Below are 25,146 nucleotides of genomic sequence, written 5' to 3'. Positions count from 1 at the left end.
TGCTTAACCCCGCTTGCCGTACTGGCTGACCGGACCGTACGGATACGGTTTCGATTCGCTGACCCACTCGACGTAGTCCGCGCGCGCGCCCGGATAGCCGATCATCTTCCACGACCCCATGTCCTTGTTGCCGCCGTACATCGGGTCGCCGAAATAGCCTTCCATGGTGTTCTTGAGCAGGAAGCCGCTGAAGAACGATTTCATGTTGAAGTCGTCCTGCACCTTGCCGCCTTCGACATCCTTCAGGAATGCGATCTGTTTTGCCTTCTCCAGCTGCGCAAAGGTCTTGCCGCCAAAGTGCGCCTTGCAGTACGCATCGATGGCGCGAATGCCGAGGCGGTATTGCTCTTTCGGCGTGAGCTTCGACTGGTAGCCGAACTCCGGTGCGCCCTTCTGGAACGGCCCATGCATGTACCAGCGCGAGGCGTCGCCGTAGCCGGTCTGCAACTGGCGGTCGATGTATTGCGGCACGCCCAGCTCGACGGCGCCGGGGCCGACCTGGTCCTTCGGGATCAGGCAGTCGCACGCGGCGTTCACGAAAGCCCATTCGTCGGGCGTGAAATAGCCGGGCTGATAGTGCTCCTGGGCGGGCGTGTCGGGCGGCGGCGCGGAGCGCTTGATCTCGTCCGCGGTGGGACGCAGCACGGCGGACGCCGTGCCGACGGCGGCAACGGGCACAATCGCGATCGATCCTTTGAGGAACGAGCGACGGCCCGCCTTGTCTGGCGATGTCATGAGGAAGGGGACTCCAGCGAGTGGCGCTGATGCGCTTGTGATACATAGGGCAGGCGCGCGCCTCGCCATGCGGCGAAGGCGCGCGCGCCCGGAGAGCGGGGACGCTGAAACGCCGTGGAGGCGTCAGGCCACCCGGAAAACCTGCACGGTGCTGCTGAGCTTGCTCGACTGCGTGTCGAGCGCCTGTGCTGCGGCCGTGACCTGTTCGACGAGCGCGGCGTTCTGCTGCGTGACCTCGTCCATCTGCGTGACAGCGGTGTCGACCTGCTCGATGCCGCTTTGCTGTTGTTCGGATGCCGAAGCGATTTCGTTCATGATCGCCGTGACCCGCTCGACGGCGGTGTGCAGCTCGGACATCGTCGTGCCCGCCGACGACACCAGCTCCGTGCCGTGCGAGACGGTCTCGACGGAATTCGCGATCAGATCCTTGATCTCCTTGGCCGCCGCCGCGGAACGCTGCGCGAGCGAACGCACTTCGCTGGCGACCACGGCGAAGCCCCGGCCTTGCTCGCCTGCGCGCGCCGCTTCGACGGCGGCGTTGAGCGCGAGGATATTGGTCTGGAAGGCGATGCCTTCGATCATGGCGGTAATGTCGGAAATCTTGCGCGAGCTGCCTTCGATCTCGCTCATGGTGTCCACCACACGCTGAACCATTTCGCTGCCGCGCGTGGCGACGTTAGCCGCCGTGTGCGCAAGATCGCTGCCGGTGCGGGCGTTGTCGGTGTTCTGCTTCACGGCCGAGGTCAGCTCGTTCATGCTGGCCGCCGTTTCCTGCAGCGACGCGGCCTGTTCCTCGGTGCGCGCCGACAGGTCGATCATGCCCGCCGCGATCTGGCGCGTGGCGACCGACACCGATTCGCTGCCCGAGCGCACCGAACCCGTCACGTTGCCCAGTTCCTTGCGAGTCTTTTCGATGCTTTCCAGCAGCAGGCCCATTTCGTCGTTTCGTTGCGCGCGCACCGTTTGGCTCAGGTTGCCCGACGAGATCTGCTGAAGGCTGTCGAGCGCATAGTTGAGCGGGTTCATGATCGCGCGGCGCAGCATGACCCAGCCGAGACCGGCGGCCACGAGGCCCAGTACGACCATCACGGCGCTCACGGTCGAGAACAGATAGAAGTTCGATTCGGCTTCTTCGTAGCGCGTCTTCGCGTTCTCGTAGAGGTGCTTCTTGACCTCGTTATTGGCCGCGCTCATCTTGCTGTAGAGGTCGGAGAGCTGCGTCATCGCGATGTTGTCGGCCGTCTCCTTGTCGCCCGCCTGGAGCGCCCTGGTGAACGCGGACACGGCGTCGCGCATGGCGGTGCGGCGCTCGGTGGTCTTCGCGATCAGCGGCAGTTCGTCCGGCTCGTGCGGCATCTGCTGGAATTTCGTCCACCACTCGTCGGAGTTCTTGAAGAAGCCCGAGGCGCGGTCGAGCTGGTCGGGCACACTGGAAGCTTCCGGATGCAGCGCCACGCGGTCGAGCACGAGGCGCGTGCGCGCGATGTAGATCTCGGCGTTGTCGATCGCCGTGGACTCGGCCAGCTTGTTGCGATAGGTGTCGCGGTTGGCGCTGTTGGCCTTTTCCGTGCTGATGAAGCCGAGCACGCCGGACACGGTGAGCAGGGCGGCGAGAAGGGCGAAGGTGAGTGCGATACGCGCTCGAATAGTGAGTGTCATGCGTCTGTACCGATTTGACCAAGGGTGCGCAGCGCAGTTAACGGCTTCTTGCGGCGGTAGATGGCTGCGGGCGTTCCTCCTTCATATCGTCATTCGTCTGACTATATTTAGGGTGCATATCGAAATTTTTAAGAGACTACTGAATTTCTTCTTTGAAATCAGTCTGTAAGGACGCGAAATTTTTTTCGAAGTGCCGGCGGGCCTTGCCAGGCGGGGAAGTTGAGGTAAGGAAACGTTTGCTATCGCAGATGGCAATCTTTCTGTCTGGTTTGAAGATCATTCAATTTGCAGGGCAATTCTCAAGCAGGACGGCGGGTCGCAGAATGCACTCACACGCACTGCCTGACCCACTCACCGCTCTTGAGGAACCGCCATGAACACGCAAACCGTCCTTTCCGCCGCCGCCCTGACGCTCGCCCTGGGCACCACGTTCGCCGCGGCGCTGCCCGCTAGCGCCGCCGAAGCCACCGCTGCCACCGCTGCCACCGCTGCCGCTGTTGTCGACGCCAGCCTCGTCCAACCGCGCGAACTGATCGTCGATAAAAGCTTGCCCGCGCAACAAGTTCAGCAGCAGATCCGCGCGGCGCGCCTTTACGACACGTTCTGGAGCACAGGCAACGAGGCCCAGGCGCGCGCCGCGCTCGCGCCGGACTTCACGGATCGCACGTTGCCCGCTGGCCGTGCGCAAGGCATGGCTGGGCCGCTGGCCGCGTCGAAGGGCTTTCACGCCGCCGTGCCCGACGTTCACGCCGATGTCGAGCAGATGATCGTCACCGGCGATCGTGTAATCACGCATCTGCACTTCACGGGGCATTTCACTGGCACGTTTAATGGCGTGCAGGGCAAGGGCCAGGCAGTGGATTTCATCGCCACCGATATCTATCGCATTCGCGATGGCCAGATTACCGATAACTGGCATCTGGAAGATAACCTGACGTTTCTGCAGCAATTGGGTGTCGTCGCGAAGTAAGCGGATCCACGCCGAATCAGCCGCAACTTAACGCCCGCTTTCTATACTGTCATGCACGCCATTTAAATGCGGTTCGACGATTATTCAAATCGCATTTAGAGGAGCGGCTTGCCCGGAAAGGGCCGTGCACCGTCCATCAGGTCAGCAAAATATGCCTTCCACGAAGGCATGAAACCTTGCGCTTGAATAGCGGGTAAAAAATGCCTTTAAATATCTCCCATGCATCGCGCGCGGAATAGATTGCTGGAGTTATTCAGGGTGGATTGGTTATCTGTAACAAGATGTAATTGGCCTAAACGTAATGTGACATTGTTCGTATAAATAAAGTGTCGATTCATTTGATGAATTGATTGCGTTCTCTTCCCCGTTTTTTGCAGCCGTTCGCGAGAGTGAATCCGTATGCAGGAGCAAGGTCGATGAAACGAAACCACCTCATAGCTGCCGCCGTTGCCGTACAGATCGCGTTCATGCCGGTTGGCCCGCTCGTTCCGCAGGCAGAAGCGGCGGTGTACTCGAACGGTACCGCCACCGCGACCTTCAATGTCACGCTCACGCTCCAGGCGAATTGCGCGATCACCGCGAATCCGCTGGCTTTCGGGACGAATGGCGTGCTGGGCACGGCCATCAACCAGCAGACCACGCTCAGCGTCACCTGCACGAACACCACGCCATATAACGTGGGGCTCGACGGCGGCAACGTCACTGGGTCGTCGGTCACCAGCCGCCTGATGGCGGGCACGGCCACCGGCAACACCACCACGACCGTCGGCTTCCAGCTCTACCAGGATTCGGGCCGCACGACGATCTGGGGCAATACCCAGGGCACCAATACGGTGGCCGGCACGGGCTCCGGTTCGGCGCAGACGCTCACGGTCTATGGCCAGGTGCCGGCACAAGCGACGCCCAAGCCGGATACCTACCAGACGACGGTCACTGCGACGGTCTACTTTTGAAGCGCGGTCTTGCGGCACGCGCCGCGCCGGGGGCAGCATGGGCCGCCGCGGCGGCTTTGCTGTGGCCGCTCGCCGTTGACGATGCCGCCGCCGCGACGCTGCAGATATCGCCGGTCACGATCGAGTTTTCCGCCGCCGAAGTCGCGACCGGCCTCACGCTGCGCAATCCCGGCGAGACGCCGCTCTATGGCCAGGTGCGCGTGTTCCAGTGGAACGAGGCGCTAGGCGAGGACGTGCTCACGCCCACGGGCGACGTGATCGCGAGTCCGCCGCTCATCGAGATCGCGCCGCACAGCGACCAGCTCGTGCGGCTCGTGCGCGCGAATGCGCCGGGCGCGTCGCCGCCTCAGGGCGCGAGTGCGGCGGCAGTGGCCGAGCAGAGCTATCGCATCCTGATCGACGAGCTGCCCGCGCCGGGCACGCCGGGCGCCGAGGGCGTGACGATCCGGCTGCGCTATTCGGTGCCGGTGTTCGTCGATGCGCCAGGCGCGGGCGTGGCGCGGCCAGTGCTCGCGTGGCGTCTCGTGCATGGGCCGCAAGGCTATGCGCTGCGCGCCGACAACTCCGGCACGAAGCGCGCGCAGATCGCTGCGGTGTCGTTGTTCGACGACGCGGGCCATCGCTGGGACGTGACGCAGGGGCTGCTTGGCTATGCGCTTGCGCGGCAGAGCCGCCAGTGGAGCGTGCCGGTGCCCGCCGATGCGAAGTTCAGCGGCCAGCTCAAGGTGCGGGCGACGGTCAACACACAGCCGCTGGAGGACACGGTGTCGGTCGGGCAGGGAGGCTGAGAGCGCGAGGCTGAAACGCGAGACTGGATCGCGAAACCCAGGCGCGGTGACTCGTCGGCGCAAGCGTCATGAACGCGGCGCGCGCCGGAGGACAGCATGAAACGAACGACGAAGAATGAAACGAACTCGGAGCGCTGTGCGACGTGGCCGGGCGAGGCGCATGCGGTGCGTGAGGCGCGTGATATCGGCGGCGGCGCTGCTGTCGTTCATCGCCGCCGGGGCGCATGCGCAAGGGCAGTTGATCAACGCGGGCGCGATGGATACGCGTGACCTGTATCTCGAAGTCGATGTGAACGGCCAGCGTACTGCCCAGATCGTGCACTTCCGCCAGTTGGGCGGCCACCTCTTCGGGACTGGCGAAGACCTCTCGCAAGTGGGCGTGGCGACGGCGAAGCTCGGCATAGCCGATGACGCGAGCGTCGATCTCGATACGCTGCCGGGCCTCCATTACCGCTACGACGCGCAGCACCAGACCCTGGAGCTGCAGGTGCCGGACGCGATCCGCAAGCCGTTTGCGTTCGATACGCGCGCGGTGACGGCGGTGCCCCCGGCGACCTCGGCGCGCGGCCTCGTGTTCAATTACGATGCCTTCGCGCAGGGCGGATCGGCCTCGGAATTCGCGTTGTGGAGCGAGGAACGCTACTTCGATCCAAAGGGAGTGCTAAGCAATACCGGGGTGGCGTACCTGTACCACGAGCGCAATGAGTACGTGCGCTACGACAGTTCGTGGAGCATGTCGAATCCGTCGAACCTGAGCACCACGCAGATCGGCGACACGATTACTTCCTCGCTGGCGTGGACGCGCTCGATCCGCCTGGGCGGCTTGCAGTACCGCAGCAACTTCGCGCTGCGCCCCGATCTGGTGACGTTCCCGGTGCCCGCGTTGCCGGGCAGCGCGGTGGTGCCCAGCTCGGTCGATCTCTACATCAATAGCATTCGCCAGTATTCGGGCAACGTGCCGAGCGGCCCGTTCATCATCAATGACGTGCCGGGCATTACCGGCGCGGGACAGGCGACTGTCATCACGCACGATGCGCTGGGCCGCACGATTTCAGCTTCGGTGCCGCTGTATGTCGATACGCGCTTGATGGCGCCGGGCCTGTCGAGCTATTCGTTCGAAGCGGGCTTTTTGCGCCGCAATTACGGGCTCGATTCATTCGACTACGATACGCGGCCCGCGGTCAGCGCATCGTGGCGGCATGGCGTGAACGACCATTTCACGCTCGAAGCGCATGGCGAAGCGACGGGCGGGCTCGTCAACGCAGGTGGCGGCGTGCTGTTCGGGCTGGGAACGGCGGGCGTGATCAACGGATCGGTGTCGGGCAGCGGCGGCAAGCTCAACGGCGCGCAGTTGAGCATCGGCTATCAATATGTGTCGCAACGTTTTTCGGTGGATGCGCAGACGATCCGCGCGTACGGCAATTACGGCGACCTGGCGGCGCGCGACGGCTCGCCGGTGCCGGATATCACCGATCGCGTCACGCTGGCGATACCGTTCCTGCGCAACCAGACCTTTTCGCTGAGTTATATCGGCTACAAGATTCCCTCTGCGCCGGTGTCGCAGATCGGCTCGGTGGCGTGGACGTTCAACTTCGGCAACCTGGTGTCGCTGAACCTGAGCGCGTACCAGGATTTTCGCCAGCACAATTCGCGCGGCGTGCTGCTGTCGGCAAGCATCGGGCTGGGCGGCAATGCGTCGATCAATGCAACGGTGGGCCGCCAGGACGGCGCGTCGACATGGAACGTCAACGCCTTGCGCCCGCCCGATTATTCGGGCGGCTGGGGTTGGGGCGTGCAGTCGGGCGGCACCGGCTCGACGCCGTCGCGCCAGGGCCAGTTGCAATACCTGGGCCGCTACGGCGAGGCTACGGCATCGGTGCAATCGGTGGCCGGGCAGACCATCGGCTCGCTCGACCTGACCGGCGCGGTCGTGCTGATGGACGGCACGGTGCAGCCCGCACGGCGCATCGACGACGGCTTCGCGCTGGTCTCCACCGACGGCGTCAAGGGCATTCCGGTGCTGCACGAAAACCGCGTGATCGGCGTGACCGATGGCGGCGGCCATCTGCTGATTCCCGATCTCAACGCGTACCAGCACAACCAGGTGGCGATCGACGCGATGCACCTGCCCGCCGATGCACGCATCGCCGATACGTCGATGGACATGGTGCCGCAGGCCCAGTCCGGCGTGCTCGCGCACTTCGGCGTGACGCGCTATCACGCGGCCTCGATCATCGTGCGCGACGCCGATGGGCAGCCGCTGGCTGCCGGCGCGCGCGTGCATCACGTGGAAAGCGGACACGACACGATCGTCGGCTATGACGGGCTGACGTTTGTCGATGGACTCGCGCCGGAGAACCACCTGCAGATCGAGTCAGGTGACAAGCACTGCGAACTGGTTTTTTCGTGGCACGAGGACAAGGACAATACCTTGCAGACCATCGGGCCGCTGGTGTGCCGCTTGCAGGGCGCCAAGCAAGGGCAGCAAAGCCAGGGAGCGCAGCCTTGAAAGCGATCGTGCGCGCGTTATGGATGCTCGGCGTCACGCTCGTGCTGCTGTTTTCGGCGCGCGGCGCGCACGCGCAGAGCTGCCAGGCGGTCGTGACGCCGGTGGTGTTCGGCTCGGTGAGCCCGATCGCGAACACCACGTTCACAACCACGACGACGATCAGCGTGACCTGCACATGGCCCGCCGTGTCGCTGACACCCGATGTGCTCGTGTGCCTCAACCTCGGCGGCACGAGTCCACGCTCGCTCACCAACGGCACTAATTCGCTGAGCTATGACCTCTTTCGCGACAGCGGGCACACGCAGGCCTGGGGCTCGACCTATTCGGGCTCGACACCCATCTCGCTCACGATGACCAAGCCGAGCGGCACGACGCTCACCACCAGCGTGACGGTCTACGGGCAGGTGAGCGCCTCGCAGACCACGGTGCCGACCGTGAATAACGCGAGCACCGTTTATTCGCAGAGTTTTGGCGGCAATACCACGTCGATCAATTACGGCTTTTATCTGCTGATCGCGCCTACGTGTGGAACGCTTCCCAGCGGCGGGACATTCCCGTTCACGGTGAACGCAACGGTCGTCAACAACTGCAATATCACTGCGACCAACGTGGCTTTTGGATCGGCTGGCGTGTTGAGTTCGGCGCTCAATGCAACGGGGACGATTACCACGGTCTGCACGAATGGCGACGCCTTCAAGATTGCCCTTAACGGCGGCGCAAGCGGCAACGTGGCCGCGCGCGCGATGCAGCGCTCCGGCGGGGGCGGCAGCGTGAACTATCAGCTTTACCTCGATTCCGGGTACACCAGCGCATGGGGCGACGGCACTGGCAGCACGGCCACGCAGGCCAACACCGGCACGGGATTGCAGCAGGTTTTCACGGTCTATGGCCGCGTGCCTGTACAGACCACGCCCGCGCCCGGCAATTACAGCGACACCATTACCGCGACAATTTATTTCTGAGTCGCCCTCATCTTGCGCATCAAAAATGGAAACTTACCATTGCGCAGAATGCGCTTAATTATTCACGATGGGCTTTCTAAACTTGATATGGACTGGCGGGTAATGCATCGCCACGTAGAAATATGAAAGGATCGTTTAGATCCAGATTCCATTTAAAAAGGAGGAGCACATCATGATCAAGGCAACCAGCACCCTGATTGCGGCCGTGGCCGCATTGACGCTGTCGGGTGGCGCGTTCGCGCAGAACAACACGCTCGCGACGCCGTCCGTAAAGTCGCCTGTGGCCGCAACGGACACCAATAGCGGCTATGGCACGCCTGCCGCTGCAAATTCGGAAAGCGGCATGAGCGCGGGCGCGATGAATCCGAACACAGCGAATGGCGCGAATGCAGCCGCAACCGCGCCGACCAATGCCTACGGCGTCAACAACACGCTGGCCAGGCCGTCGGTGACGTCGCCGGTCGGGCAATAAGCGCGGTTAGATTGCACGATAAAACGGGTAACGCAGGCGCCGGTTCGCGTACGCTGGATGCGCGAGCGGCGCCTGAATTATTTGCAGCGGTCGCATTCGTTGTAGCGTTTGTTGAGTGCACAACGATCAAGGTTTCTTCGCTGAGCGTTGCCGGATTGGCGGCTGCATGGCGCGAAGCTCGGATTCGTCTAGAAAAAAATTGCGGTTGTCCGCCATGCGTTCGACCATGAAGTCGATGAAAGTACGCACGCGCAGCGGCTGTTCAGTCCGGTGCCGGTAATAAATGTAGATCGTCCCGTATTCGGTGACGTGCTGCGTCAATAGCGGCACGAGTCGCCCGCTTCGAATATGGCGCGTCGCATTGAAGCTGCCCAGTTGCCCGATGCCAAGGCCCGATAGCACCGCTTGCGTTTCCAGCTCCGTATCGTTGACGCACACGACGGCGGGCAGGTCGCGATAAACGATTTCATCGCCGACACGGAACTGCCACTGCGCAAGCTTCCCCGTATTCGCGCGCCGATAGCCCGTGCAACGATGTTGCGCCAGTTCGTCGATGGTGCGTGGTGCGCCGTTGCGCTCGATGTAATCGGGCGACGCACAGACGATCAACTGGATCGGCACCAGCCGCCGTGCGATTGCGCCGCCCGCAGGCGGCGGGCCGCCTCGAAAGCCCACATCGGCGCGATCGGCCACCAGATCCGTGAACTGATCGTCGAATTGCACTTCAAGCTGCACGTCTGGGTAGCGCTGCTGGAATTCCTCGAAATACGGCCACAGCACCGGCAGCCCGAATGCGCGCGGGGCGCTCACGCGCAACACGCCGCCCACTTCTTCCTTTGAGCGCCGCGCGTCGTCGAGCGCGGACGACAGCATCGTCAGCGCCGGCTGCACGCTCTCCAATAGCCGTTGCCCTTCCTCCGTCAAGCTCAGCTTGCGGGTGGTGCGATGAAAGAGCCGCACGCCCAGTTCCTTCTCCAGTTGCATCACCGCCTGGCTCGCGGCCTGCGGCGAGATACCCTGGTCGACCGCCGCGCCGCGCAGGCTGCCAAGCATCGCGGCGCGCACGAAGGTGTTGATCGCACGGATTCCGTTCATGTTGCAGGCCCCAGATTCGCAAGAAAAAGTTGATTATCACTCCAGTAATGTACGGCTAGTTCATGTCAATCGCCAGGCCTACTATTGGCATCAGTTCAACACACACACACGTAGGAGAAACATCATGGCTGACGTCCAACAGGGTGGTTTCAAGCGCGTCTGGTTCATCACGGGCGCATCGCGCGGCATTGGCGCATTGATCGCCGAAGCCGCGCTGGCCGACGGCAACGCGGTCGTGGCTGCTGGGCGCAACGCCCAGGCCATCGTCGAGCGTCTTGGTGACTCGCCCGCACTGCTGGCGGTCGCGCTGGACGTGACCGACGAAGCCCAGGCGAAGGCCGCCGTGCAGGCCGCGATCGACAAGTTCGGCCGCATCGACGTGCTGGTGAACAACGCGGGCTTCGGCCTGCTGGGTGCGATCGAGGAGTCCGCCGACAAGGATGTGCGCCGGATGTACGACACGAACGTGTTCGGCCTGCTCAACGTCACGCGCGCGGTGTTGCCGACGCTGCGCGCGCACCGTTCGGGCCACGTGATCAATATTTCGTCGGTAGGCGGTTACCGGGCGGCGGCGGGATTTGGCGCGTACTCGTCGACGAAGTTTGCCGTCGAGGGCATCACGGAGGCGCTCCATGCCGAACTGAAGCCGCTGGGCATCCACGCGACCGTGGTGGAGCCGGGCTATTTCCGCACCGATTTTCTGGATGCGTCGTCGCTGGTCGTGGCCGAAAACGTGATCGACGATTACGACGAGACCTCGGGCGCGGTGCGCCGCCGTGCGGTGCAGATCAACCACAACCAGCCTGGCGACCCGAAGAAGCTCGCGGCCGCCATGATTACGCTGGTCGATGCGGCGAATCCCCCGCTGCGCCTGCCGCTGGGCACCGACACGCTCGCGGCGATCGCAGCGAAAAACGCTTACGTCACGCAGGAAACGGATGCGTGGAAGGACTTGTCGGCTTCGACGGACTTCGATGCGTAAGCAACGCAATGACGGCTAGAACGTCACCGTCCAGAGCGCGTTGGCGGTGCGTTGCGAGCCGAAATTGACGGCCGAGGTGATGCGCAGCGCCGAAGCATCGGCATGCGAAACGAGGTAGGGCTCGCCGTGCAGGCAACTCACGGCGGGCGCAATGCTGTCGTCGGCGGCGCTGACCAGGCAGCTTTGCTGGACGACGAGACTCACGACCATGGAGGCCGGAGCGGGTTCGGCGGCGTCGCCGGTGGCGAGAACCGAGAGGCTGAGGGCGAGCCCGAAGGCCAGCGCCAGCCAGTGGCGGAAAGGGCGGGACATGTTCGGAAACGATTCTTCTGTGTTGCGCGATGCAGGGATCGGTGATTGGGAACGGCGTCTATCCAGTTGTCGGCAGCGCTGGGCAAAAGTTGAGCGCTGCAGCCGCTGCAGCAATGCACAGCGGTTTCAGGTCGGGCGCTGCTCCATGGGGCGCGATCCCGTCGAATCCGGCGATCCACGCGACGACCTTCGCGGCGTCAGTGCGGCCAGCACGGCGGCGATGATGAAAAGCGCGGGCACGTCGCCGAGCAGGTGGCCGCGATGGCCGGGCGTCGCGAACGATTGCGCGGTCATGATCGCGCCGTGCACCACGCTAGACCATACGGTGAACCAGATCAGGCTCAGATGGGCGAGCGGATCGCGCGCTGCCCGCATCAGGAACACGCCGAGCGTCGCATAGATGCCGACGATCATCAGCGGGTAATCCGAGTGGCCCGTGTGCCACGTCCAGCCGGCCGGCCAGAGCACCATCAGCGGATAAACGGCGAACGTTGCAATTGCGCCAATGACGACGAGCGCGATGCGTAGCGTCCGAAGGCGTGCCGGTTCGTGCAGAGCGTCCATAACGTCCGTTGCGTCCATAGCGTTTGCCCTCGCGATGCATCGCGCGCCCGCGCGTGCGGGCCAATGTCGCGAATATGCGCGTGTGCGCGTCCTCTTGCAAGACTCCCGAAAGTTTTTTCGTTTGCGCCCCAAAGCCCCGCCCGATGGGGCTTTCAGCGTTTTCCCAGCGGCTTTGCGTGGCAAGCCAACTGAAAATTTTCTTCACAATTGGAAATGTTATAACGTAACATTCGCGTCGACGCTCCTGGCCGGATAGCGGCCAGCAACGTACAGCGCAGCGTGCGCAGCGCGCATGGGCCAGGGGAACCGCCCGTGCGCCGCGCCTCACTCCAACGACGCAAATCAAGAACCAACAACGACCACCGTGGCGACTTCAACCCAGCCTCAACCTTCATCGATACGACGCGCCCTCGCAGCCCGTTCGACGCTCCGGCGTCTCACCCCGGTTTCGCTCGCGCTCGTGAGCGCGCTCGTCCATGCGCAATCCGCGACCGGCGTCATGAGCAGCACCACAAGCAGCACCACAAGCAGCGGCACGAACACCGGCGCGAGCGCGAGCAGCGTTGCCGCGGAGACCACCCTCGCGCCGGTCTTCGTGACCGCGAATCCGCTTGGCGACGCCGACCTGATTGCGCCCGCAACGGCGCTCGACGGCAATGCGCTGACGCTGCGCGCCGCCAATTCCATCGGCGAAACGCTTAACGGCCTGCCGGGCGTCTCGACGACGACCTACGGCCCGATGGTCGGCCGCCCGATCATTCGCGGCATGGACGGCGACCGCATCCGTATGCTGCAAAACGGCGTCGCGGCCTGGGATGCGTCCTCGCTCTCGTACGACCATGCCGTGCCGCAAGACCCGCTCACGGTCGAGCGCGTCGAAATCGTGCGCGGCCCGGCGGCGCTGCTCTACGGCGGCAACGCAATCGGCGGCGTCGTCAACACGATCGACAACCGCATTCCGCGCGAGCCGATCCAGGGCGTAACCGGTGCCGTCGACGCCAGCTACGGCGGCGCGAACGATGCGCGCGCGGGCGCGGCGCAGGTGGAGGGCGGCAACGGCCAGTTCGCCTTCCACGTCGATGCCTTCGACCGCGACACCAGCAACGAACGCATCCCCGGCTACGCACACTCGACGCGCCAGCGCGCGCTAGACGGCACGGACGCCAGCGAGCCTTACGGCAGCATTCCGAACAGCGACGGGCGCTGGCACGGCGGCGCGGTCGGCACGTCGTACACCTGGGCCGACGGCTACGCGGGCGTGTCGTACAACGGCTTCCAGAGCGACTACGGCTCGGTGGCCGAGGACGACGTGCGTCTGCGCATGCACCAGGATCACGTGGCCGTGGCGTCCGAAGTGCGCAACCTGCCTGGGCCGTTCAGCCAGTTGAAATTCGACTTCGGCTACACCGACTACGAGCACCGCGAAATCGACAACGGCACCGTGGGCACGACGTTCCGCAATCACGGCTACGAAGCGCGGCTCGAAGCGCGCCACAAGAAAATCGGCCCGTTCGAGGGCGCGATTGGCGTGCAGGTGAGCCAGAACACGTTCTCGGCGCTTGGCGACGAAGCACTCGTGCCGACCACGCAAACCACCAACGTCGCGCTATTCGGCCTCGAAGAATGGAACGTCACGCCAGCGCTCAAGCTGAGCGTGGGGGCGCGCTACGAGCACGTGAAGCTCGACCCGACGCCCAACGGCAACGACAAGTTCGCGGCGGCGCAAGGACGCGACTTCAATGCGGGCAGCCTGTCGGCGGGCGCGCTCTACAAGCTGGCGCCTGCGTGGTCGGTGGTAGGCAACGTCGCTTACACGGAACGCGCGCCCACGTTCTACGAGCTCTACGCGAACGGCCCGCACGACGCGACGGGGCAATATCTGATCGGCAATCCGGACGCGCAGAAGGAAAAGGCGATTTCGACCGATCTTTCGCTGCGTTTCGAGCGCGGCCCGAACAAGGCGAGCGCTGGCGTGTTCTACAGCCGCTTCCGCAATTACCTGACCGAGTACAACACCGGCCGGCTCGTCAACGACGATGACGAAGTCGTCCCCGCCGGAACCGACGACGCGCTCAACGAAGCGGTCTATCGCGGCGTGCGCGCGGAGTTCTACGGTGTGGAAATCGACGGCAAATGGCGGGTGTTCGAGAAGGGCGCGCATCGTGTCGATGTGTCGTTGACGGCCGACTACACCCATGCCCGCAACGTCGATACGGGCGCGCCGTTGCCGCGCATTGCACCGCTGCGCGCGACGCTGGCGGGCGATTACGGTTACGGCCCGTTCGGTGCGCGCGCGGAGCTGGTGCACGCCTGGGCGCAACATCGCGTGCCTGAAGACGACCTGCCGACCGACGGCTACACGACGCTCGCGCTGATCCTGACGTACAAGTTCCATGTGGGATCGACGAACTGGCTCGCCTATGTTCGCGGCGACAACCTCACGAATCAGGACGTGCGCTACGCGAGTTCGGTGGTGCGCGATATTGCGCCCGAAGGCGGGAGAAGCGTGATGGTCGGGTTAAGGACGACATTCTAGGAACGTGCTGCATTTTCAGGCCTGTCGATGACGGCGGCTTGAATAGCATTCCTTATCGATGAGCAAGGAAAAATGGGCGGCAGACAATTGCCGCCCAGTATTAAACGTGCGCTTTCGCTTCCGTTTCTGCCTGCGCCGAAAGCCCGCGCACCGAAGCCGTCAAGCCCTTGCCGCCCGGATTGTTGCGCAACACCAGCGTCAGGCCATGCCGTTGCGCAATGCGCATCGCAATCGACAGTCCCAGCCCGCTGCCGGTGCCCGGCACATGATTGGCCCGATAAAAGCGATCCAGCACGCGCTCCAGATGTTCTTCGGGAATGCCAGGCCCGTTGTCCACCACGTCGAAGCCAACGTGGCCGTTCGAGCGCGTCAGCACGAGATCGATCTTGCCGCCGGGCGGCGTGTAGCGGATCGCGTTGTCGAGCAGGTTGCTGAGCAGCGTGGCAAGGCCGTGCGCGTCGGCGGCCACGTTGCAGGCGTCGTCTTCGGTGACGGGCGGGCGCAGTTCCAGGCCGAGATCGATGTTCTTTTCTTCGGCGAGCAGCGAGAGATCGCCGATGGCCTGCTCGCCCAGGCGGCGCAGGCTCAACGCGGCGATGGGCAGTTCCGCCTGGGCGTCCTCGCGTGCGAGCGTGAGCAACTGCTGCACCAGCCGGATCAGGCGGTTCAGGCGCGTTTCGATGCGCTCCGTGGTATGCGGCTCGCCGCTGAGCGTGCCGTCGCGGAACGCGGCCTGCAATTGCAGCTTGAGCGCGGCAAGCGGCGAGCGCAGTTCATGCGCGGCATCGGCGATAAACGTGCGCTGCGCCTGCGAGGCCGTATTCAAGCGCGCGAGCAGATCGTTGAGCGCTTCCACGAGCGGACGCAACTCGATCGGCACCGAGCCGTCGAGCTTGAGCGGCCCGAGCGTGTTGTGCGAGCGCGCGGCCAGCAGCGCCGAGAGCGCGCCGACGGGCGCCAGCCCGCGCGCCACCACCAGCAGCACGAGCACGATGGCCACCGGCACGAACAGCGCGAGCGGCCAGACCGTGTGCAGCGCGAGCCGCAGCGCCAGCGCTTCGCGCACGGAAATCGGCTGCGCGACCTGCACGAAGCGATCGGGCTGCTGCACGCCAAAGGTGCGCCAGTGCGATTCCTCGTGCTCGAAGGTATGGAAGCCTGCGGGATTGCGCGGCAGCGGTTCGGCCTGCGACGAGTGATAGATGGCCGTGCCGTTGCGATCCCAGATCTCGATGAGGATGCGGTCGTCGGCAATGCCCTGCATGTCGGGCTCATGCGGATCGCTGCCGTGGCCGGCGTGCAAACTGGAAGGCAGCGAGAGCGCGACCGCGCGCAGCTCGTAGTCGAACAGTTCGCTCGCTTCGTTGCGCGCGGTGTGGAAAATGCCGAAGCCCGCCACCGCCGACCCCACGGCGAAGCCGCAGATCAGCCAGCCCAGCAGGCGGCGCTTGATCGACCTCATTGCGCCCTCTTGAGCCGATAGCCCACGCCGCGCACCGTCACGATCTGTTCCGCGCCGATCTTGCGGCGCAGGCTGTGCACATGCACTTCGATGGTGTTGCTGCCCACTTCCTCGCCCCAGCCATAGAGCCGCTCTTCCAGTTCGGCCTTGGTGAAGACGCGTGCGGGTTCCTCGATCAGCACGTGCAGCAGCGCGAATTCGCGCGGCACCAGCGCAATGGGCGCGCCGTCCATCGTGACCTCGTGCGCGGCCGGGTCGAGTGTGAGATTGCTATGCGCGTAGACGGGCTGCTTGCGGCCCGTGCGCCGGCGCAGCAGCGCGCGGGCGCGTGCAGCCAGCTCGTCCAGGTCGAAGGGCTTGACGAGGTAGTCGTCCGCGCCCGCATCGAGTCCGGCCACGCGGTCTGTCACGCTGTCGCGCGCGGTGAGGATGAGGATCGGCGCTTCGCCGCCGCGCCGCCGGTAGGCGGACAGCACGGTCACGCCGTCTTTTTTCGGCAGGCCCAGGTCGAGCAGCACGAGGTCGTACACGTCATTGGCGAGCGAGAGTTCGGCCTCGCGTCCGTCCTTCGCCCAGTCGACGGCATAGCCTTCGCGGCGCAGCCCGTCGAGCACGGGCTCGGCGATCATCTCGTCGTCTTCCACCAGTAGGAGGCGCATCGTGGTGCTCCAGTTTGCATCGTTCGATGATTGTTGCTCAGATTGTCGCTCATTCGTGACCATGGCTCATGCCTTTCGGGCCTCGTTGCGGCCCAGCAGCAGACGCAGCAGGGCGGGCAGCACCAGCAGCACAAGCGGCATCTGCACGATCAGCCCTGAAATGATCGCGACCGCCAAAGGCTGCTGCATCGCCGAACCCTGGCCGAGCGCGAACGCCAGCGGCAGCAGCGCAAGGATCGCGGCGATGGTGGTCATCGCGATCGGGCGCAGGCGGTTACGGCCCGCAGCCTGGAGCGCTTCGTGCAGCGGCAGGCCTTCGTCGCGCACCAGCGCCTGGAATTCGGAGACGTAGAAAATGGCCACTTCCGTGACAATGCCGATGATCATCGTCATGCCCATCATCGCGGAGATATTCAGCTCGATCCCCGTGACCCACAGGCCGATGAAGACCGCGCCCGTCGCGCACAGCGGCATCGCCATCACGGCCAGCGCCACGCGAAAGCGTTCGTAGAGGAACAGCAGCAGCCCGAACACCAGCGCCACCGCCGCGCCGAACACGGCCATGAGGCCCTTGAACGCGATCTGTTGCTGCTGGTAGAGACCGCCCAGCTCGTAATAGACGCCGCTCGGCAAGAGGCTCGGATCGGCGAGCGCATGCTGCACATCGGCGATGGTCGAGCCCAGATCGCGTCCGTCGATGCGCGCCGTCACCGCCACCATGCGCTTGAGATTGTCGCGGCTGATCTCGGGCTGGCCGCTCACCGTCACGCGGTCGGCCACGCGCGCGAGCGCGAACACATGGCCGTCGGGTGCGCGAACCGGCAACTGGCCCAGCGCCGTATCCGTCATGTGCAGTGCGCCTTGCGCCCGCACGCGCACGCCGACGCTCTTGGGCCCGCTCTGGTACTGCGTGGCCACGTTGCCGTCGAGCAGGTCGTTGACCTGCTGCGCGATGGCCTGCGGATCCATGCCTTCGGCGGCCGCGGCGTCGGGGCGGATATGCAGATCGATGGCGTCGCCTGCCGGATTGATCCCGTCGTTCACGTCGACAATGCCCGCGATCTTGCCGATGCGTGCGGCGACGCGCTGCGCGGTGTCGTCGAGCTGTTTCGTATCGTCGGAATAGATCTTGATCTGCACTGGCTGAGGCACGGCGGTCAGGTCGCCGATCAGGTCTTCCATCAACTGCGCGAGTTCGACGCTCACGCCGGGCACCTGGGAGTCGATCTTTGAACGGATCTCCTCCATCACCGTGTCGATGGGCTCGCGCGAGCCCGATTTCAGGCGCACGAAGAAGTCGCCCTTGTTCGGCTCGTTGAGGTCGCCGCCCAGTCCCGCGCCGGTGCGCCGCGAATAGGTCGCGACGTTCGGATTGGCGCGGATGATGGCTTCCACCTGCTGCATGAGGCGATCGGTTTCGGTGATCGAGGTGCCGGGGCGCGTGTGATAGTCGAGCACGAAGCCGCCTTCGTCCATCGACGGCATGAAGCCGCTGCCCACACGCGTGAAGGCGAACGCGGCGGCCAGCAGCAGCGGCACGAGCAGCGCGAGCGCCCACACCGGGCGGGCGCTCACACGGGCGACGAGCCTGGCGTAGCCGCGATTGAGCCACGCGGCGAAACGCGTTTCGCGATGTTCCTCGGCGTCTTTCGCGGTGAGCCAGCGGTCGCACAGAATCGGGATCGCCAGCCACGTGACGAGGAACGAGATGAAGAGGGCGCTGGCCATCGTCACCGAAAGGGCCTTGAAAAAGGCTCCTGTGACGCCCGAAAGAAACGCGAGCGGCACGAAGATGATGAGCGTCGCCGCCGAAGACCCCGCGAGCGGTCGCGTGAATTCAAGCGCCGCGCTCATCACGCGGCCATGGAACGCGTGCGAGCCGGCCTCGCGCATCCGCCGTGCGATGTGCTCGATCATGACGATCGCGTCGTCGATCACGAGCCCCACGGCCGCCGCCATGCCGCCGAGCGTCATGATGTTGAAGCCCATGCCGAACACGTCGAGCAGCAGGATGGTCGCGGCCATCACGATGGGCACGAGCGCCACGGCGATCAGCGTGATCTTGAGGTTGCGCAGGAACACGAAGAGCGTGAGCGCGGCCAGCACCACGCCGATCATGATGGCGTCGCGCACGCTGGTGGCCGACGCGATCACCAGTTCGCTCTGGTCGTACCAGTTGGACAGGTGCACGCCAGGCGGCATCTGCTTGCCGAAGGTGGCAAGCCGCGTGCGGATCGCTTGCGCCATCGCCACGCTGTTCGCGCCGGGCTGCTGATAGACGTTGATCAGTACGGCATCCTTACCGTCTGCCGTCACGCGGATCCACTGCGGCACCGTGCCCTGCGAAACCGTGGCGATATCGCCAAGGCGCACCTGGTTCGCGCCCGATGTGGAGACGACCACGTTCTTCAGCGCGTCCAGGCCGTTGACAGCCGCGTTGGCGACGACGAGGTAGAGCTTGTCGTGGTCTTCGATGCGGCCGGTGGCCATCAGCACGTTGCCCGCGCCGATCGCACGCGAAACATCGGCGACCGAAAGCTTGTATGCAGCCAGGCGCGCGGGATCGACGGCGACTTCCAGCTCGTCGCGCGCGCCGCCCGTGATGTCCACACGCGCCACGCCGGCAACCGACGAGAGCAGCGGACGCAACTGGAACTGCGCGAGATCGTAAAGCTGGGACAGCGAGCGCTGCGAGGACGTCAGGCTGTACGCGATCACCGGGAACACGGTCGGATCCATGCGGCGCACCTGCATGGACGTGCCGGGCGGCAGCGTCGCGAGGATCTCGGCGATGGCCGATTGCGCCTGCAGGGTCGCCTGGGACATGTCGGTGCCCCAGTCGAAATTCAGCGAGATTTCCGCCGCGCCACGGCTCGTGCGCGATTCGACGTCGCGCACGTTGGGCACGCGTCGCAGCGCTTCCTCGACGGGCATCGTGACGAGCGTGGCCATCTGCTCGGCGGGGCGGTCGCCCGCATCGAGCGAGACCACGGCGCGCGGAAACGACACGTTCGGGAACAGCGAGATCGGCAGCTTCATCGCCGTGAGCGCGCCCGCGACGGCGGCCAGCGCGATCACGAACAGCAGCGAGCGCCGGTGGCGCTGCATCCATTGGCCAAAAGTCATTGCGCGCCGCCCGGGTTGTTCAGGCGCACGGCCATGCCTTCCTCAAGTTCGTAGTTGCCGCTCACGACAAGCGGGCGCGCCGCGTCGAGCGCGCCGTCCACGCCATAGACATCGCCGTGTTCGACCTTGACGGTCACGGCCACGCGATGTGCCTTGTTGCCTGGGACAACCTGGTAAACGTACGATCCGTGCGTGTCCTGCAGCACGGCCGCGCGCGGCACGCTCCACCAGGTGCCCGGCTGCGCGTCGATCTCGGCGCGCACGCGCGTGCCGGGCAGGAACGCGGTGCCTGCCAGCGGCACGCTCGCGCCGACGTCGACAAGCTGGCTTTGCGCATCGACGGACGCGCCCACCATCGCGATCTGGCCTGGCGCCTGCATCGACTGCTGCGAGGCGGCGAGCGCATGCAGCACGACGCGCTCGCCCGGGTGGATCAGCGCGGCGTCGGCGGCTTCGACGCCTAGCGAGACGTTGGGCGTTTTCGCGTCGCCGGCGTTCGCGCCGACCAGTTGCGCGAGCGCGCTGCCCGCCTGCACCTGGTCGCCGGGCGCGGCGCTGACCTGCGCGACGACGCCCGCAGCGGGCGCGGTGACGGTCTTGGCCCCGGCGGCAATGCCCGAGGCGCTTTGCGCGGCGATGGCCTGATTGGCGTCGTCAAGCGCCTTTTGCGCAGCGGCAAGCTGCGATTGCGTGGCGAGGTTGTCGCGATAGAGCGCCTGGGTGCGTGCGAGTTCGCCGCGCGCGAGCGTCGCGCTGCTTTGCGCCTGCGTGAGCGCGACCACGGCGGCGGGGTCGGCCTGCACGATGAAAAGTGCCGCGCCGCGCGCAACGCGCTGGCCCGGTTGCACCAGCACGCGCGTGACGCGCGCGACGTAAGGCAGGCTCACGGTGGCGGCATTCGCGCCCGCCGTGGCGACGACGCCGTAGGCCACGATCTGTTGCGAGACGCTTTCGCGCACGGCTTTCGCGGTCTGCACGGCGACGGAGGGGGCGGCATCGGCGTTAGCGCCGTTGGCGGGCGCATCGGCATGCGCCGTGCCGACGGCCAGGAACGCGCCGCCCGCAGCGAGCGCACCAACGGCGCACAGGGCGTACGCGGCGGTACGCAGGGGAAAATTGCGGTTGGACATGAGTATCAGCGAGTGGCGGAAGTGGGCGCAAAGGCCGACGTGTTGTTGTTCGCCGCGCCGTAGGGCTCGGCAATCGTGCTGCCCAGCAGCGCTTGCAGGGCGATGCGCTGTTCCGCGAGCGCTTCGCGCGCGGTGGCGGCATCGACGCGGCGGGAAACCGCCGCGCTTTGCGCATCGACGTACTGGCCGATGGCGATGTCATGCGCGGCGTAGGCACTGCGCGCACTGGCCGCCGCGCGGTCGAGTTCGGGCAGCGCCGCTTCGTCTTCGTCGAGTTGATGCGACGCCAGCGCGCCGTCGGCCTGCAAGTGCGCGATATCGGCGCGGGTGGTGTTCAGGCGGCCTTGGTACTCGTCGGCGAGACGCTGGCGCGTGGCCTGTTCGATGGCGATGTTGCCGCGATTGCGGTTGAACACCGGCAGCGTGAGGTTGATCGCGAAGCCGCTCGTGTAGATCTCCGACGTATCGCGCTGGCGCGTGAAGCCCACGGAGAGGCTCGGGAACTGGTTGAGAATGGCAGCGCGATACTTCTGCTCCTGCGCGTCATAGCCCGCCTGCAAGGCGATCAGGTCGGGGCGGCGTTGCGGCAGCGCATCGAGTGCTGCTGAGAGCGTGGCGGCATCGATCGGGGCGACTTGCGCGTCGCCAGTCAACGGCAGGTCGACGTCGGGCGCGATGCCGAGCAGCGCATTCAGGTCGTGGTGCGATTGCTCGCGGGCGCGCTGCATATCGACATATTGTTTGCGCGCGTCCTGCGCGGCGGTGAGCGCCGCCGTTGCCGCGTCGACGGTGACGTTGTGCTCGCTGGCGGCGTGCGCGATGCGCGCGTAGCGCTGCTGCGCGAGGTCGGCTTGTTGCGCGAGCAACGGCAGCGTCTCGTCCTGGAAGCGCGTCTTGACGTACAACTGGCGCGCCTGCGCGACGACCTGCCATTCCTGCCAGAGCAGGCCCAGGTCGGTCTTGCGCACGGTGGCGTCGGCGGAGCGCTGGTTGGCGCCGCGCGTGACGAGCGCCATCACGTCCATGCTCAAGCCGTAGCTGAACGCACGCGACAGGCCCGCCGCACCAGGATAGTCGCTCGATATGCCCACCTGCGGATCGGGAAGCAGTCCTGCGGAAAACGCCTGCGCCTGTGCAATGTGCAGATCGTCGCGCGCGAGCCGCAGATCCGGATTGTTGACGACGGCCAGCATCGCGACTTCGTCGATATCGAAACCATCGGACGGATCGAAGCGATGCGCCGCGAGGGCGGGCAGGGGCATCTTCGCCGGGTCGATCTGCACGCGCCCGAGCGCATCCTGCGTGAGCAGCGAATCGTTCGACGGCAGCGGCTTCGCGTGATAGACGGCACAGCCGCCCAGCAACAGGGCAGCGACCGGCAACGCGCGAAATGGCATACGGAAAAACAGGCAGGACAACGGACGTTCCTCGATGAATGCAGGCGCTGCAAGCGATGGGCGGCAGCATTGCGAGGCATTCTGCGGGGTAAACGCTTATGTGTCCCTTAAGGGATGCCGAGTGTCGATGTGCCGGTGTGCGGCATGGCGCGCCATGAAAAAGCGGGAGGGGCGATTTCGCTCAAGCTTCTGTCGCGTTGTGGGCGGGATTCAGGCCGCGATTACGTAGTGCCCCGATATGCTTTTTCGTCTCGATCGAGAGTGGTCATGCCCCATCAACACGCTAGCTGCGAGGGTTCGGGACGGAACCTTGTGGTATGCATATTTTATGCATATAATGACTCAGACCAACATCGTATGGAATGAAGACAAGCGTCTTAGGAACATCCAGGATCACGATGTCGATTTTGTCGATGTCGACGACACGTTCTTCATGGACTATTACGCCTTGACGCTGCCCGACAATCGCCATAGTGAACAGCGCTTCGTTACCGTGGCAATGAACGGTGTCGGGGCGATTCTTTTTGTGTGCTATGCGTACGAGGAGAATGGCGATATTGCCTTGATCTCCGCACGGCGGGCAGACGCATCGGAACGAACGCAATACGAGGCACAGCGATGAGCGAAACCTTCGATTTCTCACAGGCGAAGCGCGGCCCGGTTCTCGACCCCAAGGGCAAAACGCGCATTACGATCATGCTGGACGACGATGTCCTTCAGGCATTTCGCGAGCGCGCCGCGAATGAAGGAAAGGGCTACCAGACGCTGATCAACGAAGCGCTCAGAGGCGTGCTGAAGGCCGGGCAGGAGCCGGATATTGCGTTGTCGCTAAAGCAGATCGCCGAATCCCTGGCAGTCGAAAAGGCAATCCGGGAACGCGAGAACGCCGTATTTATCAATACGATTGCGGACGCGTCCGACGCTTTCGACAAGGTGCTTCACACGGTTGAACACGCGAACAGGCATTCGGACTTCTCGCGCCAGGAGTTGGACAATCTGCGTCGCGCTGTGTCGGCCGTGGATGTCGTCAAGGAGTGCATCAAGGCCGCCCGGCCGGTCAAGCTGGTCAAGGAACTCACTGCCCAGGTCAGAGCTTCTGGAAGTGAACAGGAGACCGGCGCCATCGTGAAGCGCGCTTCCAGGAAGCGCCCAGCGCATCCCTAGCAAAACCGCCCTCGGGCGGTTTTTTTACGTGCAAGGAAACCCGGCCGACTCAACGAATCGAATGCTCACGGCGAAGTCATCCGTATGGAAAATGTAAGAATCAAGATTGCCGATTTTCGATAACACGTCGATTAATGACTCTCTAGCATGGTTCCCATCCCCGCCTGGCTTGCCGTCGAGCGCATTCGCCGATTCGCAGCCGGCCACGCGGGCCTTTATCGAGGAGAAAACACCATGCACGCAGAGTCGAAAGGCCATTCCGCGCCTGCGCTTCAGCAGACGCTCGGCACATGGCAACTGTGGGGCATTGCCGTCGGGCTCGTGATTTCCGGGGAATACTTCGGCTGGAGCTACGGCTGGGCGAGCGCCGGCACGCTGGGTTTCGTCGTCACGGCGCTGTTCGTGGCGGCCATGTACACCACGTTTATTTTCAGCTTCACCGAGCTCACGACGTCGATTCCCCATGCGGGCGGCCCGTTCGCCTACGCGCGCCGCGCGTTCGGCCCCGTCGGCGGCTATCTCGCGGGCGCGGCCACGCTCGTCGAATTCGTGTTCGCGCCGCCTGCGATCGCGCTCGCCATCGGCGCCTATCTGCATGTGCAGTTTCCGGGGCTGGAGCCCAAGCACGCTGCGATGGGCGCTTACCTCGTGTTCATGGCGCTCAATATCGTAGGCGTGCAGATCGCCGCCACGTTCGAACTGGTCGTCACGCTGTTCGCGATCTTCGAATTGCTCGTGTTCATGGGCGTGGTGTCGCCAGGCTTCTCGTGGGATCACTTCACGAAGGGCGGCTGGTCGGGCGCCGATCACTTTTCGCTGGGCGCGTTCAACGGCATGTTCGCGGCGATTCCGTTCGCGATCTGGTTCTTCCTCGCCATCGAAGGCGTGGCCATGGCCGCCGAGGAAGCGAAGAACCCCAAGCGCTCGATTCCGATTGCGTATGTCGCCGGCATCCTGACGCTGGTGGCGCTTGCCGTGGGCGTGATGGTGTTCGCGGGCGGCGCGGGCGACTGGACGAAGCTCGCGAACATCAACGACCCGCTGCCGCAAGCGATGAAATACATCGTCGGCGAGCACAGTGGCTGGATGCATATGCTCGTATGGCTCGGCCTGTTCGGTCTGGTCGCGTCGTTCCACGGCATTATCCTGGGCTACTCGCGCCAGATCTTCGCGCTCGCCCGCGAAGGCTATCTGCCCGCGTGGCTCGCCAAGGTGCACCCGCGCTTCAAGACGCCTTATCGCGCGATCATCGCGGGCGGCGTGGTCGGCATTGCGGCCATCTATAGCGACGAGCTGATCCAGTTCGGCGGCCAGACGCTCACGGCGAATATCGTCACGATGTCGGTGTTCGGCGCCATCGTCATGTATATCGTCAGCATGGCCGCGCTGTTCAAACTGCGCCGCACGCAGCCGCGCCTGGAACGGCCGTTCCGCGCGCCGCTCTATCCGTTCTTCCCGGCATTTGCGCTGCTGGCCGCGCTGGTTTGCCTCGGCACGATGGTGTATTTCAATGCGCTCGTCGCCGTGATCTTCGTGGGCTTCCTCGCGCTGGGCTATGCTTATTTCCTCGCGACCCGCTCGCAACGCGAAGCCGCCGCGCAAGCCGCGCAGCCGCTGGAAACGTCCGGCGCGCTGCTGGAGGAATGAGCGCACAATGAACGTCTGCACCAT

The 25,146-nt window shown here is 64.6% G+C and carries 21 protein-coding genes; 11 read left to right on the top strand and 10 right to left on the bottom strand.

Annotation, left to right across the window (positions count from 1 at the left end; translation table 11 throughout):
• Positions 1-3: 3 nt before the first annotated feature.
• Entirely contained in the window at positions 4-735 is a 732-nt protein-coding gene (locus tag BBA01S_RS32235; RefSeq protein ID WP_027820034.1) for a gluconate 2-dehydrogenase subunit 3 family protein, read from the bottom strand.
• Between the two features lie 123 nt (positions 736-858).
• Positions 859-2,394: a methyl-accepting chemotaxis protein gene (locus BBA01S_RS48500; RefSeq protein WP_027820033.1), complete on the bottom strand. Its 1,536-nt coding sequence runs from the start codon at positions 2,392-2,394 to the stop codon at positions 859-861.
• A 373-nt stretch (positions 2,395-2,767) separates the two neighbouring features.
• Between BBA01S_RS48500 and BBA01S_RS32225 the strand changes: the two genes are divergently transcribed.
• The 6 genes from BBA01S_RS32225 to BBA01S_RS32200 all read left to right on the top strand — a co-directional run bounded on the left by BBA01S_RS32225 (position 2,768) and on the right by BBA01S_RS32200 (position 9,048).
• A complete protein-coding gene (locus BBA01S_RS32225) occupies positions 2,768-3,364 on the top strand; it encodes an ester cyclase (RefSeq protein ID WP_084162683.1) in 597 nt (198 codons plus the stop codon).
• 467 nt (positions 3,365-3,831) lie between these two features.
• Positions 3,832-4,317, top strand: a complete 486-nt coding sequence (locus BBA01S_RS32220; protein ID WP_042298281.1) for a Csu type fimbrial protein — start codon at positions 3,832-3,834, stop codon at positions 4,315-4,317.
• A complete protein-coding gene (locus BBA01S_RS32215) occupies positions 4,314-5,105 on the top strand; it encodes a fimbrial biogenesis chaperone (protein ID WP_407668351.1) in 792 nt (263 codons plus the stop codon). The genes BBA01S_RS32220 and BBA01S_RS32215 overlap by 4 nt, the downstream gene beginning before the upstream one ends.
• A 160-nt stretch (positions 5,106-5,265) precedes the next feature.
• Positions 5,266-7,614, top strand: a complete 2,349-nt coding sequence (locus tag BBA01S_RS43770) for a fimbria/pilus outer membrane usher protein (RefSeq protein ID WP_084162682.1) — start codon at positions 5,266-5,268, stop codon at positions 7,612-7,614.
• A 23-nt stretch (positions 7,615-7,637) separates the two neighbouring features.
• Positions 7,638-8,576 (top strand): Csu type fimbrial protein, encoded by a 939-nt coding sequence (locus tag BBA01S_RS32205; RefSeq protein WP_052391998.1) that lies wholly within the window; start codon positions 7,638-7,640, stop codon positions 8,574-8,576.
• Between the two features lie 172 nt (positions 8,577-8,748).
• A complete protein-coding gene (locus BBA01S_RS32200; protein WP_027820028.1) occupies positions 8,749-9,048 on the top strand; it encodes a hypothetical protein in 300 nt (99 codons plus the stop codon).
• A 126-nt stretch (positions 9,049-9,174) separates the two neighbouring features.
• On the opposite strand, the gene BBA01S_RS32195 is transcribed toward BBA01S_RS32200, so the two are convergent.
• Positions 9,175-10,143, bottom strand: a complete 969-nt coding sequence (locus tag BBA01S_RS32195; protein ID WP_027820027.1) for a LysR family transcriptional regulator — start codon at positions 10,141-10,143, stop codon at positions 9,175-9,177.
• A gap of 124 nt (positions 10,144-10,267) precedes the next feature.
• Here BBA01S_RS32195 and BBA01S_RS32190 point away from each other — a divergent pair, with 124 nt between their 5' ends.
• Positions 10,268-11,125, top strand: coding sequence for an oxidoreductase (locus tag BBA01S_RS32190; protein ID WP_027820026.1), 858 nt, complete (start codon positions 10,268-10,270; stop codon positions 11,123-11,125).
• Between the two features lie 15 nt (positions 11,126-11,140).
• Here BBA01S_RS32190 and BBA01S_RS32185 read toward each other — a convergent pair whose 3' ends face one another.
• Positions 11,141-11,437, bottom strand: coding sequence for a hypothetical protein (locus BBA01S_RS32185; RefSeq protein ID WP_027820025.1), 297 nt, complete (start codon positions 11,435-11,437; stop codon positions 11,141-11,143).
• 126 nt (positions 11,438-11,563) lie between these two features.
• The gene (locus BBA01S_RS32180; RefSeq protein WP_156966152.1) at positions 11,564-12,001 is read right to left on the bottom strand and encodes a DUF6632 domain-containing protein; all 438 of its coding nucleotides are present in this window, start codon (positions 11,999-12,001) and stop codon (positions 11,564-11,566) included.
• 499 nt (positions 12,002-12,500) lie between these two features.
• Between BBA01S_RS32180 and BBA01S_RS32175 the strand changes: the two genes are divergently transcribed.
• On the top strand, positions 12,501-14,537 hold the full coding sequence (locus tag BBA01S_RS32175) for a TonB-dependent receptor (protein WP_027820023.1): 2,037 nt from the start codon (positions 12,501-12,503) through the stop codon (positions 14,535-14,537).
• A 100-nt stretch (positions 14,538-14,637) separates the two neighbouring features.
• Here the strand turns inward: BBA01S_RS32175 and BBA01S_RS32170 are convergent, their stop codons facing one another.
• The 5 genes from BBA01S_RS32170 to BBA01S_RS43765 all read right to left on the bottom strand — a co-directional run bounded on the left by BBA01S_RS32170 (position 14,638) and on the right by BBA01S_RS43765 (position 22,332).
• Positions 14,638-15,999, bottom strand: coding sequence for an ATP-binding protein (locus BBA01S_RS32170; protein ID WP_027820022.1), 1,362 nt, complete (start codon positions 15,997-15,999; stop codon positions 14,638-14,640).
• On the bottom strand, positions 15,996-16,658 hold the full coding sequence (locus BBA01S_RS32165) for a response regulator (protein WP_027820021.1): 663 nt from the start codon (positions 16,656-16,658) through the stop codon (positions 15,996-15,998). Before BBA01S_RS32165 ends, BBA01S_RS32170 begins: the two co-directional genes overlap by 4 nt.
• A gap of 66 nt (positions 16,659-16,724) precedes the next feature.
• Positions 16,725-19,784 (bottom strand): efflux RND transporter permease subunit, encoded by a 3,060-nt coding sequence (locus BBA01S_RS32160; protein ID WP_027820020.1) that lies wholly within the window; start codon positions 19,782-19,784, stop codon positions 16,725-16,727.
• Entirely contained in the window at positions 19,781-20,914 is a 1,134-nt protein-coding gene (locus tag BBA01S_RS32155; RefSeq protein ID WP_027820019.1) for an efflux RND transporter periplasmic adaptor subunit, read from the bottom strand. Before BBA01S_RS32155 ends, BBA01S_RS32160 begins: the two co-directional genes overlap by 4 nt.
• Before the next feature lie 5 nt (positions 20,915-20,919).
• Positions 20,920-22,332, bottom strand: coding sequence for a TolC family protein (locus BBA01S_RS43765; RefSeq protein WP_245641645.1), 1,413 nt, complete (start codon positions 22,330-22,332; stop codon positions 20,920-20,922).
• Positions 22,333-22,648: 316 nt separating this feature from the next.
• On the opposite strand from BBA01S_RS43765, the gene BBA01S_RS32145 reads away from it, so the two are divergent.
• The 3 genes from BBA01S_RS32145 to eat all read left to right on the top strand — a co-directional run bounded on the left by BBA01S_RS32145 (position 22,649) and on the right by eat (position 25,122).
• Entirely contained in the window at positions 22,649-22,933 is a 285-nt protein-coding gene (locus BBA01S_RS32145; RefSeq protein ID WP_042298277.1) for a BrnT family toxin, read from the top strand.
• Complete coding sequence (locus BBA01S_RS45595; RefSeq protein ID WP_063750580.1) at positions 22,930-23,475, top strand: BrnA antitoxin family protein; 546 nt, start codon at positions 22,930-22,932, stop codon at positions 23,473-23,475. Before BBA01S_RS32145 ends, BBA01S_RS45595 begins: the two co-directional genes overlap by 4 nt.
• Positions 23,476-23,709: 234 nt before the next feature.
• On the top strand, positions 23,710-25,122 hold the full coding sequence (gene eat / locus BBA01S_RS32135) for an ethanolamine permease (protein WP_027820017.1): 1,413 nt from the start codon (positions 23,710-23,712) through the stop codon (positions 25,120-25,122).
• Positions 25,123-25,146: the final 24 nt, after the last annotated feature.

It is taken from the genome of Paraburkholderia bannensis NBRC 103871, assembly GCF_000685015.1.
Classification (GTDB): Bacteria; Pseudomonadota; Gammaproteobacteria; order Burkholderiales; family Burkholderiaceae; genus Paraburkholderia; species Paraburkholderia bannensis.
This window is presented reverse-complemented; position numbering and strand designations above follow the sequence as displayed.

Excerpts from the sequence above, each read along its gene's own strand:
- BBA01S_RS32235 (WP_027820034.1), bottom strand. The coding sequence starts at position 735 with ATGACATCGCCAGACAAGGCGGGCCGTCGCTCGTTCCTCAAAGGATCG.
- BBA01S_RS48500 (WP_027820033.1), bottom strand. The coding sequence starts at position 2,394 with ATGACACTCACTATTCGAGCGCGTATCGCACTCACCTTCGCCCTTCTC.
- BBA01S_RS32225 (WP_084162683.1), top strand. The coding sequence starts at position 2,768 with ATGAACACGCAAACCGTCCTTTCCGCCGCCGCCCTGACGCTCGCCCTG.
- BBA01S_RS32220 (WP_042298281.1), top strand. The coding sequence starts at position 3,832 with ATGCCGGTTGGCCCGCTCGTTCCGCAGGCAGAAGCGGCGGTGTACTCG.
- BBA01S_RS43770 (WP_084162682.1), top strand. The coding sequence starts at position 5,266 with ATGCGGTGCGTGAGGCGCGTGATATCGGCGGCGGCGCTGCTGTCGTTC.
- BBA01S_RS32205 (WP_052391998.1), top strand. The coding sequence starts at position 7,638 with ATGCTCGGCGTCACGCTCGTGCTGCTGTTTTCGGCGCGCGGCGCGCAC.
- BBA01S_RS32200 (WP_027820028.1), top strand. The coding sequence starts at position 8,749 with ATGATCAAGGCAACCAGCACCCTGATTGCGGCCGTGGCCGCATTGACG.
- BBA01S_RS32195 (WP_027820027.1), bottom strand. The coding sequence starts at position 10,143 with ATGAACGGAATCCGTGCGATCAACACCTTCGTGCGCGCCGCGATGCTT.
- BBA01S_RS32190 (WP_027820026.1), top strand. The coding sequence starts at position 10,268 with ATGGCTGACGTCCAACAGGGTGGTTTCAAGCGCGTCTGGTTCATCACG.
- BBA01S_RS32185 (WP_027820025.1), bottom strand. The coding sequence starts at position 11,437 with ATGTCCCGCCCTTTCCGCCACTGGCTGGCGCTGGCCTTCGGGCTCGCC.
- BBA01S_RS32180 (WP_156966152.1), bottom strand. The coding sequence starts at position 12,001 with ATGGACGCTCTGCACGAACCGGCACGCCTTCGGACGCTACGCATCGCG.
- BBA01S_RS32175 (WP_027820023.1), top strand. The coding sequence starts at position 12,501 with ATGAGCAGCACCACAAGCAGCACCACAAGCAGCGGCACGAACACCGGC.
- BBA01S_RS32170 (WP_027820022.1), bottom strand. The coding sequence starts at position 15,999 with ATGAGGTCGATCAAGCGCCGCCTGCTGGGCTGGCTGATCTGCGGCTTC.
- BBA01S_RS32165 (WP_027820021.1), bottom strand. The coding sequence starts at position 16,658 with ATGCGCCTCCTACTGGTGGAAGACGACGAGATGATCGCCGAGCCCGTG.
- BBA01S_RS32160 (WP_027820020.1), bottom strand. The coding sequence starts at position 19,784 with ATGACTTTTGGCCAATGGATGCAGCGCCACCGGCGCTCGCTGCTGTTC.
- BBA01S_RS32155 (WP_027820019.1), bottom strand. The coding sequence starts at position 20,914 with ATGTCCAACCGCAATTTTCCCCTGCGTACCGCCGCGTACGCCCTGTGC.
- BBA01S_RS32145 (WP_042298277.1), top strand. The coding sequence starts at position 22,649 with ATGACTCAGACCAACATCGTATGGAATGAAGACAAGCGTCTTAGGAAC.
- BBA01S_RS45595 (WP_063750580.1), top strand. The coding sequence starts at position 22,930 with ATGAGCGAAACCTTCGATTTCTCACAGGCGAAGCGCGGCCCGGTTCTC.
- eat (WP_027820017.1), top strand. The coding sequence starts at position 23,710 with ATGCACGCAGAGTCGAAAGGCCATTCCGCGCCTGCGCTTCAGCAGACG.